Raw genomic sequence first — 17,744 nt, forward strand, 5'->3', positions numbered from 1 at the left:
GCTCCCTATCGCTTGTTCTTGCCGGTCTTGCGGCGACGCACGATGAGCTTGTCGCTTTCCTTGTTGGGCTGGCGGGTGCGGCCCTCGGGCTTGCCCCACGGCGACACCGGGTGGCGACCACCGGAGGTCTTGCCCTCACCACCACCGTGCGGGTGGTCCACCGGGTTCATGACGACACCACGGACGGTCGGGCGCTTGCCCTTCCAGCGCATGCGGCCGGCCTTGCCCCAGTTGATGTTGGACTGCTCGGCGTTGCCCACCTCGCCGACGGTCGCGCGGCAGCGCGCGTCGACGTTGCGGATCTCGCCCGAGGGCATGCGCAGCTGCGCATACGGGCCGTCCTTCGCCACGAGCTGCACCGAGGCGCCCGCGGAGCGGGCGATCTTGGCGCCGCCGCCCGGCTTGAGCTCGATCGCGTGAACGACCGTACCCACCGGGATGTTGCGCAGCGGGAGGTTGTTGCCGGGCTTGATGTCGGCACCGGCGCCGGCCTCCACCGCGTCGCCCTGACCGAGCTTCTCGGGGGCGATGATGTAGCGCTTCTCGCCGTCCGCGTAGTGCAGGAGGGCGATGCGCGCCGTGCGGTTGGGGTCGTACTCGATGTGTGCGACGGTCGCGGGGACGCCGTCCTTGTCGTGACGACGGAAGTCGATCACGCGGTAGGCGCGCTTGTGACCGCCACCCTGGTGACGGGTGGTGATACGACCGGTGTTGTTGCGGCCGCCCTTCTTGTGCAGCGGGCGGACGAGCGACTTCTCGGGCTCCGAGCGGGTCACCTCGACGAAGTCGGCGACGGACGAGCCGCGGCGGCCCGGCGTCGTCGGCTTGTGCTTGCGAATAGCCATTGCTTACCTGTCCTTCTAGCCGACCCGGCCGGAGAAGATGTCGATCGCCTCGTCACCCACGAGGGTGACGATGGCGCGCTTGACGTCCTTGCGCTTGCCCAGGCCGAAGCGCGTGCGACGCGCCTTGCCCTTGCGGTTGATCGTGTTGACCGAGGCGACCTTCACGTCGAAGATCTGCTCGACGGCGATCTTGATCTCGGTCTTGTTCGAGCGCGGGTCCACCTCGAAGGTGTACTTGCCCTCGTCCATCAGACCGTAGGTCTTCTCCGACACGATGGGTCGGATGATGATGTCGCGGGGGTCCTTGTTCAGAGCGGTCACGTCAGTTCTCCTCCGCCTCGGACTCGGTCGCGACGGCCTTCGCGGACTTGCCGGTGGCCGGGCCCGCGACGAACGCGTCGAAGGCGCCCTGGGTGAAGATCGTGTCGTCGTTCACGAGCACGTCGTAGGTGTTGAGCTGGTCGACCGCGAGGAGGTGGACCGTCGCGGCGTTGCGCAGCGACATCCAGGTCGCGTCGTCACCGCGCTCGACGACCACGAGGGCCGTGCGGCCCGCGGTCAGCGCGGCGACCGACTCGAGGGCGGCCTTGGTCGACGGCACGTCGCCCGAGACCAGCGAGTCGACCACGTGCACGCGGCCGGCGCGGGCACGGTCGGACAGGGCGCCACGCAGCGCGGCGGCCTTCATCTTCTTGTTGGTGCGCTGGGCGTAGTCGCGCGGCTGCGGGCCGTGGACGGTGCCACCGCCGGCGAACTGCGGCGCGCGGGTCGAACCCTGGCGGGCGCGACCGGTGCCCTTCTGCTTGTAGGGCTTGCGGCCACCGCCGCGGACCTCGCCGCGGGTCTTGGTGGCGTGCGTGCCCTGGCGTGCCGCGGCGAGCTGCGCGACGACGACCTGGTGGATCAGCGGGACGTTCGTGTCGACGTCGAAGATCTCGGCGGGAAGCTCGGTCTTGGTGTGAGCCATGGTGATCACGCGCCCTTCACAGCGGAGCGGATGAGGACGACGCCACCCTTGTTGCCGGGGACCGCGCCCTTGACGAGCACGAGGCCCTTCTCGGCATCCACCGAGTGGACGAGGAGGTTCTGGACGGTCTTGCGGGCGTTGCCCATGCGGCCGGCCATCTTGATGCCGCGGAAGACGCGGGCGGGGTAGGACGCGCCGCCGATGGAGCCCGGCTTGCGGTGGTTGCGGTGCGCACCGTGCGAGGCGCCCACACCGGCGAAGCCGTGGCGCTTCATGACACCGGCGGTGCCCTTGCCCTTGGTGGTACCGGTCACGTCGACGAGCTGGCCGGCCTCGAACACCTCGGCGGTGATCTCCTGGCCGAGCGAGAACTCGGACGCGTTCGCGGTGCGAACCTCGGCGACGTGGCGGCGCGGCGTGACGCCGGCGGCCTCGAAGTGGCCCTTCAGCGGGTCGGTGACGCGGCGGGGGTCGACGGTGCCGAACGCGAGCTGGACAGCCTCGTAGCCGTCGGTCTCAGCGTTGCGCACCTGGGTCACGACGTTGGTGTCGACCTGGAGCACCGTGACGGGCACGATGCGCCCCTCGGCGTCCCACACCTGCGTCATGCCCAGCTTCGTACCGAGCAGCGCGGTGACCGCGCGCTGGGCATTGGAAGTCGTAGTCATGGTGGTGGAAATCCTTACTTAGGGAAGTTCAGAGCTTGATCTCGATGTTGACGTCCGCGGGCAGGTCGAGACGCATGAGCGAGTCGACGGCCTTGGGCGTCGGGTCCACGATGTCGATGAGGCGCTTGTGGGTGCGCATCTCGAAGTGCTCGCGGGAGTCCTTGTACTTGTGGGGCGAACGGATCACACAGAACACGTTCTTCTCGGTCGGCAGCGGGACGGGGCCCACCACAGACGCGCCAGCACGCGTGACCGTCTCGACGATCTTGCGGGCCGAGGAGTCGATGACCTCGTGGTCATAGCTCTTCAGCCGAATGCGGATCTTCTGTCCCGCCATGGCGTGGGTCTGCCTCTCTCGTAAAACATTCGGTCATCACCCCCGACCCCCGCGCTCGGGCGTGTCGCGTATTCGCGACACACGAGTGCGGCAGGCATTTCTGCCGACGTCGTGGGTGAAGGTGTGGTCGCCCGCAATGGGCAACCTGAATATTGTGCCAGACAGTGGGCGATGGTGGCAAGTCGAAGGCCATGCCTCGCGACCGGACCGCCGGCAACGTCCCCAGGATAGCCCCCCGGGCCTCCCTTCCCGCGCACCGGACGATGCACGGCGCGCCTCACGACGCGCCCCAGGGGGCCGCCTCTCCCCCGCCGCCCACGTCGACCCGCGCGCTCGCCCCGGCGACCATGCGACGAGGCGACCGGGGCGGCCTCCCGGCCGTCGCATCGTCCCCCGGCACGCACGAAGGCCCCCCGCCTGGCGGCGAGGGGCCTTCGTGAAGCGAGTCGAGAAGACTTACTTGATGATCTTGGTGACGGTGCCCGAACCGACGGTGCGGCCACCCTCGCGGATCGCGAAGCCCTGACCCTCCTCGAGGGCGATCGGCTGGATGAGCTCGACCGACATCTCGGTGGTGTCACCCGGCATGACCATCTCGGTGCCCTCGGGCAGCGTGATGACGCCGGTCACATCCGTGGTGCGGATGTAGAACTGCGGACGGTAGTTCGTGTAGAAGGGGTTGTGGCGGCCACCCTCATCCTTGTTGAGGATGTAGACCTTGCCCTCGAAGTTGGTGTGCGGCGTGGTGGTGCCGGGGGCGACCACGACCTGGCCGCGCTCGACGTCCTCACGCTTGGTGCCACGGAGCAGCAGGCCGCAGTTCTCGCCGGCCCACGCCTCGTCCATCTGCTTGTGGAACATCTCGATACCGGTGACGGTGGTCTTCTGCGGCTCGCGGATGCCGAGGATCTCGACCTCCGAGTTGATCTTGAGCTTGCCGCGCTCGACCTTGCCGGTGACGACGGTGCCACGACCGGTGATGGTGAAGACGTCCTCGACGGGCATGAGGAACGGCTTGTCCATGTCGCGCTCCGGCTCCGGAACGTTCTCGTCGACGGCGGCCATCAGGTCCTGGACCGACTTGACCCACTTCTCGTCGCCCTCGAGCGCCTTGAGCGCCGAGACCTGGATGACGGGGGCGTTGTCGCCGTCGAAGCCCTGCGAGGACAGGAGCTCGCGGACCTCGAACTCGACGAGCTCGAGGATCTCCTCGTCGTCGACCATGTCGGACTTGTTCAGCGCGACGAGCAGGTAGGGCACACCCACCTGGCGGGCGAGCAGCACGTGCTCACGCGTCTGGGCCATCGGGCCGTCGGTCGCCGCGACCACGAGGATCGCGCCGTCCATCTGGGCCGCACCGGTGATCATGTTCTTGATGTAGTCGGCGTGACCAGGGGCGTCGACGTGCGCGTAGTGGCGGGTCGCGGTCTCGTACTCGATGTGCGCGATGTTGATCGTGATACCGCGCTCGCGCTCCTCGGGAGCCTTGTCGATGTCCTCGAACGGCGTGAACGGGTTGAGGTCGGGGTACTGGTCGTGCAGCACCTTCGAGATCGCAGCGGTCAGCGTCGTCTTACCGTGGTCGACGTGACCGATGGTGCCGATGTTCACGTGCGGCTTGTTCCGCTCGAACTTGGCCTTAGCCATGATGGCTCTCCTCCTGAATGGGTTGTGAGACTCGGGTAGAGGATCCGACTGCCGATGGCTCAGCCATCGCGGGGCGTATCCCTACTGGTCGTATTATTTCCTACTGCAACCGGTGGGACTTACTCGCCCCGGGTCTTAGCAATGATCTCCTCGGCCACGTTGCGAGGAACCTCGGCGTAGCTGTCGAAGGTCATCGAGTACACGGCACGGCCCTGCGTCTTGGAACGCAGGTCGCCCACGTAGCCGAACATCTCCGACAGCGGGACCAGGGAGTCGATGACCTTGACGCCGGCGGCGTCGGACATCTGACGGATCTGGCCACGGCGGGAGTTGAGGTCGCCGATGACGTCGCCCATGTAGTCCTCGGGCGTACGCACCTCGACGGCCATCATCGGCTCGAGAATGACCGGGTTGGCCTTCTTCGCGGCCTCCTTGAAGGCCATCGAGCCGGCGATCTTGAACGCCATCTCCGACGAGTCGACGTCGTGGTACTGACCGTCGACCAGGGTCGCCTTGACGCCCACGACCGGGTAGCCGGCGAGGATGCCGATGTTCATGGCGTCCTGGATACCGGCGTCCACCGACGGGATGTACTCGCGCGGCACGCGGCCACCGGTGACGGCGTTGTCGAACTCGTACATGACGTCGCCCTCGGCCTCGAGCGGCTCGATGGTGATCTGCACCTTCGCGAACTGGCCGGAGCCACCGGTCTGCTTCTTGTGCGTGTAGTCGTACTTCTCGACCTTGCCGCGGATGGTCTCGCGGTAGGCGACCTGCGGCTTGCCGACGTTGGCGTCGACCTTGAACTCGCGCTTCATGCGGTCGACGATGATGTCGAGGTGCAGCTCGCCCATGCCGGAGATGACGGTCTGGCCGGTGTCCTCGTCCAGCTTGACGCGGAAGGTCGGGTCCTCCTCGGCCAGCTTCTGGATCGCGACCGACATCTTCTCCTGGTCGCCCTTGGTCTTGGGCTCGACCGCGACGTGGATGACGGGCTCGGGGAAGGTCATCGACTCGAGGACCACGGGCGACGAGGGGTCGCACAGCGTGTCACCGGTGGTGGTGTCCTTGAGGCCGATCACGGCGTAGATGTGGCCCGCGGCGACGCCGTCGACCGGGTTCTCCTTGTTGGCGTGCATCTGGAAGACCTTGCCGATGCGCTCCTTCTTGCCCTTGGTCGCGTTGATGACCTGGGCGCCGGAGTCCACCTTGCCGGAGTACACGCGGATGTAGGTGAGGCGGCCGAAGAAGGGGTGCGTCATGATCTTGAACGCGAGCGCGGAGAAGGGCTCGTCGGCGTCGGCGTGACGCTCGATGACGACCTCCTCGTCACCGGGCTCGTGGCCCTCGATCGCCGGCATGTCCAGCGGCGACGGGAGGTAGTCCACGACCGCGTCGAGCATGGGCTGCACGCCGCGGTTCTTGAACGCGGAGCCGCACAGCACCGGGTAGCACTCGGAGCCGAGCACCATCTTGCGGATGCCGGACTTGATCTCCTCGATCGAGAGGTCGCCCTCCTCGAGGTACTTCTCCATGAGCTCCTCGGAGGACTCGGCGACGGTCTCGAGCAGCTCGGCCCGGTACTCCTCCGCCTTGTCCGCGAGGTCCGCGGGGATCTCCTGGGTCTCGTACTGCGCGCCCATGGTCACGTCGCCCTTGGCGTCGCCGGGCCACACGAGGGCCTTCATCTGAACCAGGTCGACCACACCGAGGAAGTCGGACTCGGCGCCGATGGGGAGCTGGATGACCAGCGGGCGAGCGCCCAGGCGCGACTTGATGGTGTCGACGGTGAAGTAGAAGTCCGCACCGAGCTTGTCCATCTTGTTGACGAAGCAGATGCGCGGGACGTTGTACTTGTCCGCCTGACGCCACACGGTCTCCGACTGGGGCTCCACGCCCTCCTTGCCGTCGAACACCGCGACCGCACCGTCGAGGACGCGCAGGTTGCGCTCGACCTCGACGGTGAAGTCCACGTGGCCGGGGGTGTCGATGATGTTGAGCTGGGTGTCGCCCCAGAAGCACGTCGTCGCGGCGGACGTGATCGTGATGCCGCGCTCCTGCTCCTGAGCCATCCAGTCCATCGTCGCGGCGCCGTCGTGCACCTCGCCGATCTTGTAGGTGATACCCGTGTAGAACAGGATCCGCTCGGTCGTCGTCGTCTTGCCGGCATCGATGTGAGCCATGATGCCGAAGTTGCGGACCTTGTTGAGGTCCGTCAGCACGTCCTGTGCCACGAGGTATCTCCTAGTTGTCGATCGTTGGGGTCGAGAGGCCTGCGACTACCAGCGGTAGTGCGCGAACGCCTTGTTCGACTCGGCCATCTTGTGCATGTCCTCGCGACGCTTCACAGCGGCGCCGAGACCGTTCGAGGCGTCGAGGATCTCGTTCATGAGACGCTCGGTCATGGTCTTCTCGCGACGCTGGCGCGAGAAGTCGACGAGCCAGCGCAGCGCGAGCGTGGTCGCACGCACGGGGCGGACGTCGACGGGGACCTGGTAGGTCGCGCCACCGACGCGGCGGCTGCGGACCTCGAGGGCCGGGCGGATGTTCTCGAGCGCGCGCTTGAGCACGACGACCGGGTCCTGGCCCGACTTCTCGCGGACGCCCTCGAGGGCGCCGTACACGATGGCCTCGGCGGTCGACTTCTTGCCGTCCAGCAGCACCTTGTTGATGAGCTGGGTGACGACCGGCGCGCCGTAGACGGGGTCGTTGATGATCGGGCGGCGGGGGGCGGGTCCCTTGCGAGGCATTACTTCTTCTTCTCCATCTTCGCGCCGTAACGGCTGCGAGCCTGCTGGCGGCCCTTGACACCCTGGGTGTCGAGCGAGCCGCGAACGATCTTGTAACGGACACCCGGAAGGTCCTTCACACGGCCACCGCGCACGAGCACGATCGAGTGCTCCTGCAGGTTGTGGCCCTCACCCGGGATGTACGCGGTGACCTCGATACCGGTCGACAGACGGACACGGGCGACCTTGCGAAGCGCCGAGTTCGGCTTCTTCGGGGTGGTCGTGTAGACGCGCGTGCAGACGCCGCGGCGCTGGGGGCTCGACTGAAGAGCCGGGGTCTTGGTCTTCGAGGCCTTGGGGTGGCGGCCCTTCCTGACCAGCTGCTGAATCGTAGGCACTACTTCTCCGTGTCTGTATCGGTACTGCTGTCAAAAGTTCTTTTGTCGTGTCGGCCGACCCCCGCGCCCGGGCGTGTCGTTCGAGCGGGATGTCGCGCCGAGGCGCGACTCGGGGGCCCGGTGACGCGGGCACAAGCATCAAAGATACCCGTGCTCCGCGTCACCGTCAAAAGCGGAAGGTCCCGCCTTTTCGGACCCCGTCGTGTCAATCGCGGATGTCGAACTCCTCGAGCGGAACGGCCTCGCCGCTCCCCTCGCCGAAGTACTGGCCGTCCCACTCCTCGTACCCGAAGGTCGGGAAGAGGTTGGCCTTGGCCTCCTCGGTCGGCTCGATCGAGGCCGTCCGGAACTGGGCAAGGCCCGTACCAGCGGGGATGAGCTTTCCGATGATGACGTTCTCCTTGAGGCCGAGCAGCGGGTCCGACTTGCCGGACATCGCCGCCTCCGTGAGAACGCGGGTGGTCTCCTGGAAGGAGGCCGCCGAGAGCCACGACTCGGTCGCGAGCGAGGCCTTGGTGATACCCATGAGCTCGGGACGGGCCGAGCCGGGCTTGCCGCCGGCCATGACGGTCGCGCGGTTCGCCTTCTCGAAGCGGGCGCGCTCGGCGAGCTCGCCCGGGAGGAGGTTCGTGTCGCCCGAGTCCAGCACGGTCACGCGGCGCAGCATCTGGCGCACGATGACCTCGATGTGCTTGTCGTGGATCTCCACGCCCTGCGAGCGGTACACGTTCTGGACCTCGTCCACCAGGTGCTTCTGCGTCTGGCGGGGGCCCAGGATGCGGAGGACGTTCTTGGGGTCCACCGCACCGGCGACCAGCTGCTGGCCCACCTCGACGTGCTCGCCGTCCTGCACCAGCAGGCGGGCGCGCTTGGTGACGGGGTACTCGATGACCTCGTCGCCGTTGTCGGGGGTGATGACCAGGCGGCGGGTGGCCTCCGAGTCGTCCACCTTGAGCTTGCCGGCGACCTCGGAGATCGGGGCCTCACCCTTGGGGGTGCGGGCCTCGAAGAGCTCCTGGACACGCGGCAGACCCTGGGTGATGTCGTCCGCAGAGGCGACACCACCGGTGTGGAACGTACGCATGGTCAGCTGGGTGCCGGGCTCACCGATCGACTGGGCCGCGATGATGCCCACGGCCTCGCCGATGTCGACGAGCTCGCGGGTCGCGAGCGAGCGGCCGTAGCACTTGGCGCAGGTGCCGACGGGCGACTCGCAGGTCAGGACCGAACGGACCTTGACCTCCTCCACGCCGTCCGCGATGAGCGCGTCGATGAGCACGTCGCCCGCGTCCGAGCCGGCCGCGGCGAGCACCTCGCCGCCCTGGCCGACCACGTCCGTGGCGAGCGCACGCGCGAACACCGAGGTGGCCACGCGCTCGTGCGGCACGCGGTTGCCCGCGGCGTCGATCTCGACGATCGGCATGGTCAGGCCCCGCTCGGTGCCGCAGTCCTCCTCGCGGACGATGACGTCCTGCGACACGTCCACCAGACGACGCGTGAGGTAGCCCGAGTCCGCGGTACGCAGCGCGGTGTCCGCGAGGCCCTTGCGGGCACCGTGGGTCGCGATGAAGTACTCGAGGACGGACAGACCCTCGCGGTAGTTCGACTTGATGGGTCGCGGGATGATGTCACCCTTCGGGTTGGCCACCAGGCCGCGCATACCGGCGATCTGACGGACCTGCATCCAGTTGCCTCGCGCGCCCGAGCCCACCATGGTGTGCACCGTGTTGTGCTTCGGGAAGTTGTCACGCATCGACTTGTCGACCTCGTTGGTCGCCTGGGTCCAGATCTCGATGAGCTCCTGACGACGCTCGTCGTCGGTGATCAGACCGGTCTCGAACTGATCCTGGACCTTGGCGGCCTTGGACTCGTAGCGCTCGAGGATCTCGTGCTTGTTCCGGGGCGTGGCCACGTCGCCGATGGCGATCGTGATGCCCGAGCGGGTCGCCCAGTAGAAGCCGGCGGCCTTGAGGGCGTCGAGCGAGGCGGCGACCTCCACCTTCGGGTAGCGCTCCGCGAGGGTGTTGACGATGTCGCCGAGCACCTTCTTGTCGACGTTCCGGTTCACGTACGGGTACGAGACCGGCAGGGTGTCGTTGAAGAGCGAGCGGCCCAGCGTCGTGGTGAGCATGAATGGCTCCCCCGCCACGTGGCCCTCGGGCAGCTCGAAGTCGACCGGCGGGACGGTGTCGCCGTCCACGCGCAGGCGGATCTCCGCGTTGAGCGACAGCGTGCCGGCGTCGAGCGCCATCATCGCCTCGGACTGCGAGCCGAACACGAGGCCCTCGCCCTTCTGGTCCTCCTTCTGGAGGGACAGGTGGTAGAGGCCGATGATCATGTCCTGCGAGGGCATGGTCACCGGGCGGCCGTCCGACGGCTTGAGGATGTTGTTGCTCGACAGCATGAGCACGCGGGCCTCGGCCTGCGCCTCGGCCGACAGCGGCAGGTGGACCGCCATCTGGTCGCCGTCGAAGTCGGCGTTGAACGCGCCGCAGACGAGCGGGTGCAGGTGGATGGCCTTGCCCTCGACCAGCTGCGGCTCGAAGGCCTGGATGCCCAGGCGGTGCAGCGTGGGCGCACGGTTCAGCAGGACCGGGTGCTCGCGGATGACCTCCTCGAGCACGTCCCACACCTCGGAACGGCTGCGCTCGACCATGCGCTTGGCGGACTTGATGTTCTGCGCGTGGTTGAGCTCGACCAGGCGCTTCATGACGAAGGGCTTGAACAGCTCGAGCGCCATCTGCTTGGGCAGACCGCACTGGTGCAGCTTGAGGGTCGGGCCGACGACGATGACCGAACGGCCCGAGTAGTCGACGCGCTTGCCCAGCAGGTTCTGACGGAAGCGGCCCTGCTTGCCCTTGAGCATGTCCGAGATGGACTTGAGGGGGCGGTTGCCGGGGCCCGTGACCGGGCGGCCGCGACGGCCGTTGTCGAACAGCGAGTCGACGGCCTCCTGCAGCATGCGCTTCTCGTTGTTCACGATGATCTCGGGCGCACCGAGGTCGAGCAGACGCTTGAGGCGGTTGTTGCGGTTGATGACGCGGCGGTACAGGTCGTTGAGGTCGGAGGTCGCGAAGCGGCCACCGTCGAGCTGGACCATGGGGCGCAGGTCCGGCGGGATGACCGGCACGCAGTCGAGCACCATGCCCTCGGGCGAGTTGGTGGTCGTGAGGAACGCGGTCACCACCTTGAGGCGCTTGAGCGCGCGGGTCTTCCGCTGGCCCTTGCCGTTGGCGATGATCTCGCGCAGGTTCTCGGACTCCGCCTCGAGGTCGAACGTCTGCAGGCGCTTCTGGATCGCCTCGGCGCCCATCGAGCCCTTGAAGTACGAGCCGTAACGACGCGACATCTCGCGGTACAGCATCTCGTCGCCCTCGAGGTCCTGGACCTTGAGGTTGGCGAAGCGGTCGAAGATCGCGTCGAGGCGCTCGACCTCGGCGTCCGCGCGCTTGCGCAGGTTCGCCATCTCGCGCTCGGCGCCGTCCTTGACCTTGCGCTTCACGTCGGCCTTGGCGCCCTCGGCCTCGAGCTCGGCGAGGTCCTTCTCGAGCTTCTCCGCGCGGGCGTTGATGTCGACGTCGCGCTGGTTGACGATCGCCTTCTTCTCCTTCTCCAGCTCGTTGCGGAGCTGGGGAAGGTCCTCGTGGCGGCCCTCCTCGTCCACCTCGGTGACCATGTAGGCCGCGAAGTAGATGACCTTCTCGAGGTCCTTGGGGGCGAGGTCGAGCAGGTAGCCCAGGCGCGACGGGACGCCCTTGAAGTACCAGATGTGGGTGACCGGGGCGGCCAGTTCGATGTGGCCCATCCGCTCACGGCGGACCTTCGAGCGGGTCACCTCGACGCCGCAGCGCTCACAGACGATGCCGCGGTAGCGAACGCGCTTGTACTTGCCGCAGCCGCACTCCCAGTCGCGGGTGGGACCGAAGATCTTCTCGCAGAACAGGCCGTCCTTCTCCGGCTTGAGCGTGCGGTAGTTGATGGTCTCGGGCTTCTTCACCTCCCCGTGGGACCAGGTGCGGATGTCCTCCGCGGAGGCGAGGCCGATGCGCAGATCGCCGAACTCGTTCACGTCGAGCAAGGTTCTACTTCCTTACTGCCGGCGGGACGCCGGCACCGAAAACTTCTTCTGTATGGAGTGAGCGCGTACGGCTCGTCAGATCTCGTCGACGCTCGAGGCATCGGGGCGGCTGGACAGCGAGATGCCCAGCGACTCCGCCGCCTGATAGGCGTCGTCGTCCGACTCGCGCATCTCGATCACGTGGCCCTCGGTGTTGAGGACCTCGACGTTCAGGCAGAGCGACTGCATCTCCTTCATGAGGACGCGGAACGACTCGGGCAGGCCCGGCTCGGGGATGTTCTGGCCCTTGACGATCGCCTCGTAGACCTTCACGCGGCCCGCCACGTCGTCCGACTTGATGGTGAGGAGCTCCTGGAGCGCGTAAGCGGCGCCGTACGCCTCGAGGGCCCACACCTCCATCTCGCCGAAGCGCTGGCCACCGAACTGGGCCTTGCCGCCCAGCGGCTGCTGCGTGATCATCGAGTACGGACCGGTCGAGCGCGCGTGGATCTTGTCGTCGACCAGGTGGTGGAGCTTGAGGATGTACTTGTAGCCCACCGCGATCGGCGCCGGGAACGGCTCGCCCGAGCGGCCGTCGAACAGGCGGGCCTTGCCCTCCTGGTTGACCAGGCGCTCGCCGTCGCGGTTCGGGTTGACCACCGTGCGCAGGCCGCCCAGGACGTCCTCGCGCAGGCCGTCGAACACCGGGGTGGCGACGGGGCGGCCCGGCTCCGACACGCGGGCGTGGTCGGGCAGGTTCTTGGTCCACTCGCCCGTGGCGTCCGTGGCGTCCCAGCCGTGCTTCGCGATCCAGCCGGTGTGGGTCTCGAGGACCTGACCGACGTTCATGCGGCCGGGCACACCCAGCGGGTTGAGGATGACGTCGACCGGCGTGCCGTCCTCGAGGAACGGCATGTCCTCGACCGGCAGGATCGTCGAGATGACGCCCTTGTTGCCGTGGCGGCCGGCGAGCTTGTCGCCCTCCTGGATCTTGCGGCGCTGCGCGATGTGGACGCGGACCAGCTGGTTCACGCCGGCGGGGAGGTCGTCGCCGTCCTCCTCGGTGAACACGCGCACGCCGATGACCGTGCCGGACTCGCCGTGGGGCACCTTGAGGGAGGTGTCGCGCACCTCGCGGGCCTTCTCTCCGAAGATCGCGCGCAGCAGGCGCTCCTCCGGGGTGAGCTCGGTCTCGCCCTTCGGGGTGACCTTGCCCACGAGGATGTCTCCCGCGCGGACCTCGGCGCCGATGCGGATGATGCCGCGCTCGTCGAGGTCGGCGAGCGCCTCCTCCGAGGCGTTCGGGATGTCGCGGGTGATCTCCTCGGGGCCGAGCTTGGTGTCGCGCGCGTCGACCTCGTGCTCCTCGATGTGGATCGACGACAGCACGTCGTCCTGGACGAGGCGCTGCGACAGGATGATCGCGTCCTCGTAGTTGTGACCCTCCCAGCACATGAAGGCGACCAGCAGGTTGCGGCCGAGCGCGAGGTCGCCCTCGTCCGTCGCCGGGCCGTCCGCGATGACCGAGCCGGGCACGATCACGTCGCCCTCGTCGACCAGCACGCGCTGGTTGTAGCTGGTGCCCTGGTTCGAGCGCTCGAACTTGGCGATGCGGTACGAGCCGGTGGTGGCGTCGTCGTGCGCGACGGTGACGAGGTCCGAGGAGACCTCGGTCACCACGCCGGCCTTCGAGGCCACGACCACGTCGCCCGCGTCGATCGCGGCGCGGCGCTCCATGCCGGTGCCGACGAGCGGCGCCTCCGAGCGGACCAGCGGCACCGCCTGGCGCTGCATGTTCGCGCCCATGAGCGCGCGGTTGGCGTCGTCGTGCTCGAGGAACGGGATGAGGGCCGTCGCGACGGACACCATCTGGCGCGCCGAGACGTCCATGTAGTCGACCGCCTCGCGGGCGACGAACTCGACCTCGCCGTCCTTGGCGCGCACGAGGATGCGCTCGTCGACGAACTGGCCGTTCTCGTCGAGCTCCGCGTTCGCCTGCGCGATCACGAAGTGGTCCTCGTCATCCGCGGTCAGGTAGTCGACCCGGTCGGTGACGACACCCTTGACCACCTTGCGGTAGGGGGTCTCGACGAAGCCGAGCGGGTTGATGCGGCCGAAGGACGCGAGCGACCCAATGAGGCCGATGTTCGGGCCTTCAGGAGTCTCGATGGGGCACATGCGGCCGTAGTGCGAGGCGTGGACGTCACGGACCTCCATGCCCGCGCGGTCACGGGACAGACCGCCGGGGCCGAGCGCCGAGAGGCGGCGCTTGTGGGTCAGGCCCGCGAGCGGGTTGTTCTGGTCCATGAACTGCGACAGCTGCGAGGTGCCGAAGAACTCGCGGATCGCGGCGACGACCGGACGCGTGTTGATGAGCGTCTGCGGCGTGATCGCCTCGACGTCCTGCGTGGTCATGCGCTCGCGGACCACGCGCTCCATGCGCGACAGGCCGGTGCGGATCTGGTTCTGGATCAGCTCGCCGACGGCGCGGATGCGGCGGTTGCCGAAGTGGTCGATGTCGTCGGTCTCGACGCGGACGTCGCCCGTGGGCGAGGACATCGAGTCCATGCCGGCGTGCGCGGCGGCGATGTACTTGATGGTCGCGACGATGTCGTCGACGCCCAGCACCGAGTCGCCCAGCTCCTTGCCCACGCCCAGCTTCTTGTTGAGCTTGAAGCGGCCCACCTTGGCGAGGTCGTAGCGCTTGGAGTTGAAGTAGAAGTTGTCGAGCAGGTTCTGGCCCGCCTCGACGGTCGGCGGCTCGCCCGGACGGAGCTTGCGGTAGAGGTCGACGAGCGCCTCCTCGTGGCCGTGCACCGTGTCCTTGGACAGGGTGTCGAGCACGGCGGGGAACTCCGCGAACTCCTCCGCGATCTCCTCGTCCGACAGGCCGAGCGCCTTGAGGAACAGGGTGACGGGCTGCTTGCGCTTGCGGTCGACGCGCACGCCCACGGCGTCGCGCTTGTCGATCTCGAACTCGAGCCACGCGCCGCGCGACGGGATCACCTTGGCGGTGAAGATGTCCTTGTCGGACGTCTTGTCGGGGGTGCGCTCGAAGTAGACGCCGGGCGAACGGACCAGCTGCGAGACGACGACGCGCTCGGTGCCGTTCACGATGAACGTGCCGCGGTCGGTCATCAGCGGGAAGTCGCCCATGAACACCGTCTGCGACTTGATCTCGCCGGTGGTGTTGTTCATGAACTCCGCGGTGACGAACAGCTGCGCCGCGTAGGTGAGGTCCTTCTCCTTGCACTGCGCCGGCGTGTACCGCGGCTCCTCGAAGTACGGGTCGGAGAAGGACAGGGACATGGTCTGTCCGAAGTCCTCGATCGGCGAGATCTCCTCGAAGATCTCGTCCAGTCCGGCCACCAGCGGGACGTCGTTGCGCCCCGCCTCCGCGGCCGCGTCGACGCGAGCCTTCCAGGTCTCGTTGCCCAGGAGCCAGTCGAAGCTCTCGGTCTGCAGGCCGATGAGGTTGGGCACCTCGATGGGCTCGGAGATCTGGGCGAAGGAGATACGGCGCGATGCGGAACGGTTGGCGATGGCGGAATCGGTGCGCGAGGCAGCCAAGGGTGGTTCCTTCCCTCTGTTATCGTGAGTCACCACGATGCCTAGCCGCGGCTCCACCGGATCCCAGGGCTGAACCCGCTACAAGCGGGGCACACAGGGTAGGCATATGAGGGCAGGGCAATAGACAGCGCAAGTGGCTAGCGTACACGGCGCGGCGCGGATTGTCCACCACCGCGCGATGCGCGCCAGCCGACACGCCGGACACGCCCGAACGACCAGGCCTCAGCCGGCCGCCGCCGCGATCCGGTCCCCCAGCACCGGCGCGAAGGTGCGCGCGTAACTCGCCGTCACGTGGTGGCCGTCGGGCCGGTAGACCACGACTCCCCCGATCACCGCGGGGCAGGCGGTCGCGTCGCAGAAGAGGTCGGACAGGTCGACCAGGCGCGCGGCGGGCACGCGAGAGGCGGCCTGCGCCTGCGGATCCGCCGGCAGCGCCTGCCCGCGCTCGACCGCGCACGCCGCCGCGCCGTCGGGCCCCTCGAAGGCGAGGCAGTCGGCGACGTCGCTTCCCAGGCGCGGATTGTCCTCGATCACCACGACCGGCACGCCCGCGGGCACGGATGCCCACGCCTCCACGAGCCCGTCGACCTCGGCGCCCACCAGATCCCCGGTGACGTTCGGGGGCAGGCGGCGGGTGACGATCACCGCGTCGTAGCCGTCCGCGCCGGCGGCGGCGTCGAGCGCCGCGGCACGCCAGGCGTCGCAGCCCTCGCGCCGGTCGGAACCCTCGGGCTCGAGCGCCCTGGTGGTCAGATAGCACCCGGCGTGACCCGCGACGTCGAACCGCCAGCCGCGCTCCTGAGCGAGCCGGTCGTACGCGGCCAGCAGGACGTTGGAGTGGGAGTCGCCCAGGACCAGGTAGCGCACGGGCGCGTCGACGCGGCCCACCGTGCACAGGTTGAATTCCGGCGAGGCGAGTCCGGACCAGCACTCCGCGCGGTTGGCGTCGTCGGAGGCCAGGTCCGCGAGCGCGGGCACGAAGTGCGTCGCGGGCGCATCCGCGCACTCGTCGGGGTGCAGGAGCGTCCCCGCGCCCAGACAGTCCACCGGCTCGGGAGACCCGGCCACGTCCCCGGCCACGTCATCGCCGGAGGGCCCCGCCGCATCGGCGATCTCCTCGGCACGCTCGACGATCTGCTCGGCGGCCTCGCGCTCGGCCTCCGCCCTCAGGTGGGCGCCGACCAGCCCTACCCCGACGGCCGCGGCCACGGCCGCCATGCCCGCGAGCGACCACGCGGCGACCATGGCCGGCGACCGGCCCGCGAGGAGCCGGGGCGAGAAGCGCATGGGGTCCTCGACGAACCGCGTGGTGAGCGCGGCGAGCACCACGGTCGCGACGACGATCGCGACCCGGTCCCCATGCCCCAGCTCGCGGCCCGTCGCGAACGGCACGAGCACCACCAACGGCCAGTGCCACAGGTAGATCGCGTAGGAGGTGCGCCCCAGGTGCGCGACCGGGGCCCACGAGCCGGCACGCGACAGGACCGAGTCGGCCCCGCCGGCGAGGAGCAGCGCCGCGCCCAGCACGGGCAGCGCGGCCGCGTGGCCGGGGAACGGCGTCGACGCGTCGAAGGCGAAGGCGGCGACGAGGATCGCGGCGAGCCCCACGGGGACCGCGAGACGAACGCGGCGCACCCGGGTCAGCGCGACGGCGACGATCCCGCCGAGCACGAACTCCCACAGCCGGGTGAACGTCGAGAAGTACGCCGCCGAGGTATCGGGCGTCTGCACCACGCTGAGCAGGAACGATGCGACGCCCAGGGCGGCGAAGAGGCCCAGCACGGCCGCGCGCCGGGGCAGGCGCGCCCGGGCCGAGGCCGCGAGCACCGCGACGAGGGCGAGCGGGAGGAGGACGTAGAACTGCTCCTCGACCGAGAGCGACCAGTAGTGGACCACCGGCGACTCGGCCGAGCCCGCGCCCAGGTAGTCGACGGACAGCGCGGCGAGGAACCAGTTCTCGCCATAGAGGGCCGCCGCGAGGTGCTCGTGCAGGAAGGAGACCACGGAGGCGGCCGGCGCGAGGATCGCGGTCGCGATCGCGGACACGAACAGCACCAGCAGCGCCGACGGCAGCAGGCGCCGCGCGCGCCGGGCCCAGAAGCGGCCGAGCCGGATGCGGCCGGTCATGGCCGCCTCGCGCCACAGGTGCGAGGTGATGAGGAAGCCGGAGATCACGAAGAAGACGTCGACGCCGACGTACCCGCCGGTGACCGCGCCGGGCCAGAGGTGGAAGGCGACCACGAGCACCACGGCGAGCGCGCGCAGCGCCTGGATGTCGGGCCGGAATCCGGGCTCCGACGCGGGCGTCCGCGGCGCCGCGTGGCGACGAGACGCGCGCGGCGGCGCCGGCGACGGGTGGCGACGAGACGCGCGCGGCGGCGCCGGCGACGGGTGGGACGGGGACAGTTCCAGCATCGGTCGCGATACTCCCACAGGTTCGTGCGAAGGCGAGGCATGCCGCCCGGGCCGGCCGGGCATCGTCCCCCGCCGGGGAAGGCGAACGGGGCCGGGTCCCGAAGGACCCGG

12 protein-coding genes are annotated in these 17,744 nt (G+C 68.7%); all 12 read right to left on the reverse strand.

What is annotated here, in order from left to right:
* Window positions 1-5: 5 nt before the first annotated feature.
* Window positions 6-845 (reverse strand): 50S ribosomal protein L2, encoded by an 840-nt coding sequence (gene rplB, locus AOM03_RS09335; protein WP_062380634.1) that lies wholly within the window; start codon window positions 843-845, stop codon window positions 6-8.
* 15 nt (window positions 846-860) lie between these two features.
* Window positions 861-1,166, reverse strand: a complete 306-nt coding sequence (rplW, locus tag AOM03_RS09340) for a 50S ribosomal protein L23 (protein ID WP_062380636.1) — start codon at window positions 1,164-1,166, stop codon at window positions 861-863.
* Between the two features lies 1 nt (window position 1,167).
* Window positions 1,168-1,812 carry a 50S ribosomal protein L4 gene (gene rplD, locus AOM03_RS09345; protein WP_062380805.1) on the reverse strand — a complete coding sequence of 215 codons (645 nt, stop codon included), beginning with the start codon at window positions 1,810-1,812 and terminating at the stop codon, window positions 1,168-1,170.
* A 5-nt stretch (window positions 1,813-1,817) separates the two neighbouring features.
* Window positions 1,818-2,480: a 50S ribosomal protein L3 gene (rplC, locus tag AOM03_RS09350; RefSeq protein ID WP_062380638.1), complete on the reverse strand. Its 663-nt coding sequence runs from the start codon at window positions 2,478-2,480 to the stop codon at window positions 1,818-1,820.
* Window positions 2,481-2,508: 28 nt separating this feature from the next.
* The gene (gene rpsJ, locus AOM03_RS09355) at window positions 2,509-2,817 is read right to left on the reverse strand and encodes a 30S ribosomal protein S10 (RefSeq protein ID WP_042213186.1); all 309 of its coding nucleotides are present in this window, start codon (window positions 2,815-2,817) and stop codon (window positions 2,509-2,511) included.
* A 456-nt stretch (window positions 2,818-3,273) separates the two neighbouring features.
* Window positions 3,274-4,464: an elongation factor Tu gene (tuf, locus tag AOM03_RS09360; RefSeq protein WP_062380640.1), complete on the reverse strand. Its 1,191-nt coding sequence runs from the start codon at window positions 4,462-4,464 to the stop codon at window positions 3,274-3,276.
* A gap of 119 nt (window positions 4,465-4,583) precedes the next feature.
* Entirely contained in the window at window positions 4,584-6,698 is a 2,115-nt protein-coding gene (gene fusA / locus AOM03_RS09365; protein ID WP_062380642.1) for an elongation factor G, read from the reverse strand.
* A gap of 45 nt (window positions 6,699-6,743) precedes the next feature.
* A complete protein-coding gene (gene rpsG / locus AOM03_RS09370) occupies window positions 6,744-7,214 on the reverse strand; it encodes a 30S ribosomal protein S7 (RefSeq protein ID WP_062380644.1) in 471 nt (156 codons plus the stop codon).
* Window positions 7,214-7,591, reverse strand: coding sequence for a 30S ribosomal protein S12 (rpsL, locus tag AOM03_RS09375; protein WP_062380647.1), 378 nt, complete (start codon window positions 7,589-7,591; stop codon window positions 7,214-7,216). Before rpsL ends, rpsG begins: the two co-directional genes overlap by 1 nt.
* A 205-nt stretch (window positions 7,592-7,796) precedes the next feature.
* A complete protein-coding gene (locus AOM03_RS09380) occupies window positions 7,797-11,669 on the reverse strand; it encodes a DNA-directed RNA polymerase subunit beta' (RefSeq protein WP_062380649.1) in 3,873 nt (1,290 codons plus the stop codon).
* A gap of 75 nt (window positions 11,670-11,744) precedes the next feature.
* Window positions 11,745-15,218 (reverse strand): DNA-directed RNA polymerase subunit beta, encoded by a 3,474-nt coding sequence (rpoB, locus tag AOM03_RS09385; protein ID WP_062380651.1) that lies wholly within the window; start codon window positions 15,216-15,218, stop codon window positions 11,745-11,747.
* A gap of 222 nt (window positions 15,219-15,440) precedes the next feature.
* Complete coding sequence (locus AOM03_RS09390; RefSeq protein ID WP_062380653.1) at window positions 15,441-17,633, reverse strand: acyltransferase family protein; 2,193 nt, start codon at window positions 17,631-17,633, stop codon at window positions 15,441-15,443.
* Window positions 17,634-17,744 lie beyond the last annotated feature (111 nt).

This window comes from Demequina pelophila, assembly GCF_000971175.1.
Classification (GTDB): Bacteria; Actinomycetota; Actinomycetes; order Actinomycetales; family Demequinaceae; genus Demequina; species Demequina pelophila.

Bases quoted from the DNA above. Each gene is read 5' to 3' on its own strand.
- rplB (WP_062380634.1), bottom strand. From the start codon at position 845: ATGGCTATTCGCAAGCACAAGCCGACGACGCCGGGCCGCCGCGGCTCG.
- rplD (WP_062380805.1), bottom strand. From the start codon at position 1,812: ATGGCTCACACCAAGACCGAGCTTCCCGCCGAGATCTTCGACGTCGAC.
- rplC (WP_062380638.1), bottom strand. From the start codon at position 2,480: ATGACTACGACTTCCAATGCCCAGCGCGCGGTCACCGCGCTGCTCGGT.
- rpsJ (WP_042213186.1), bottom strand. From the start codon at position 2,817: ATGGCGGGACAGAAGATCCGCATTCGGCTGAAGAGCTATGACCACGAG.
- tuf (WP_062380640.1), bottom strand. From the start codon at position 4,464: ATGGCTAAGGCCAAGTTCGAGCGGAACAAGCCGCACGTGAACATCGGC.
- rpsG (WP_062380644.1), bottom strand. From the start codon at position 7,214: ATGCCTCGCAAGGGACCCGCCCCCCGCCGCCCGATCATCAACGACCCC.
- AOM03_RS09390 (WP_062380653.1), bottom strand. From the start codon at position 17,633: ATGCTGGAACTGTCCCCGTCCCACCCGTCGCCGGCGCCGCCGCGCGCG.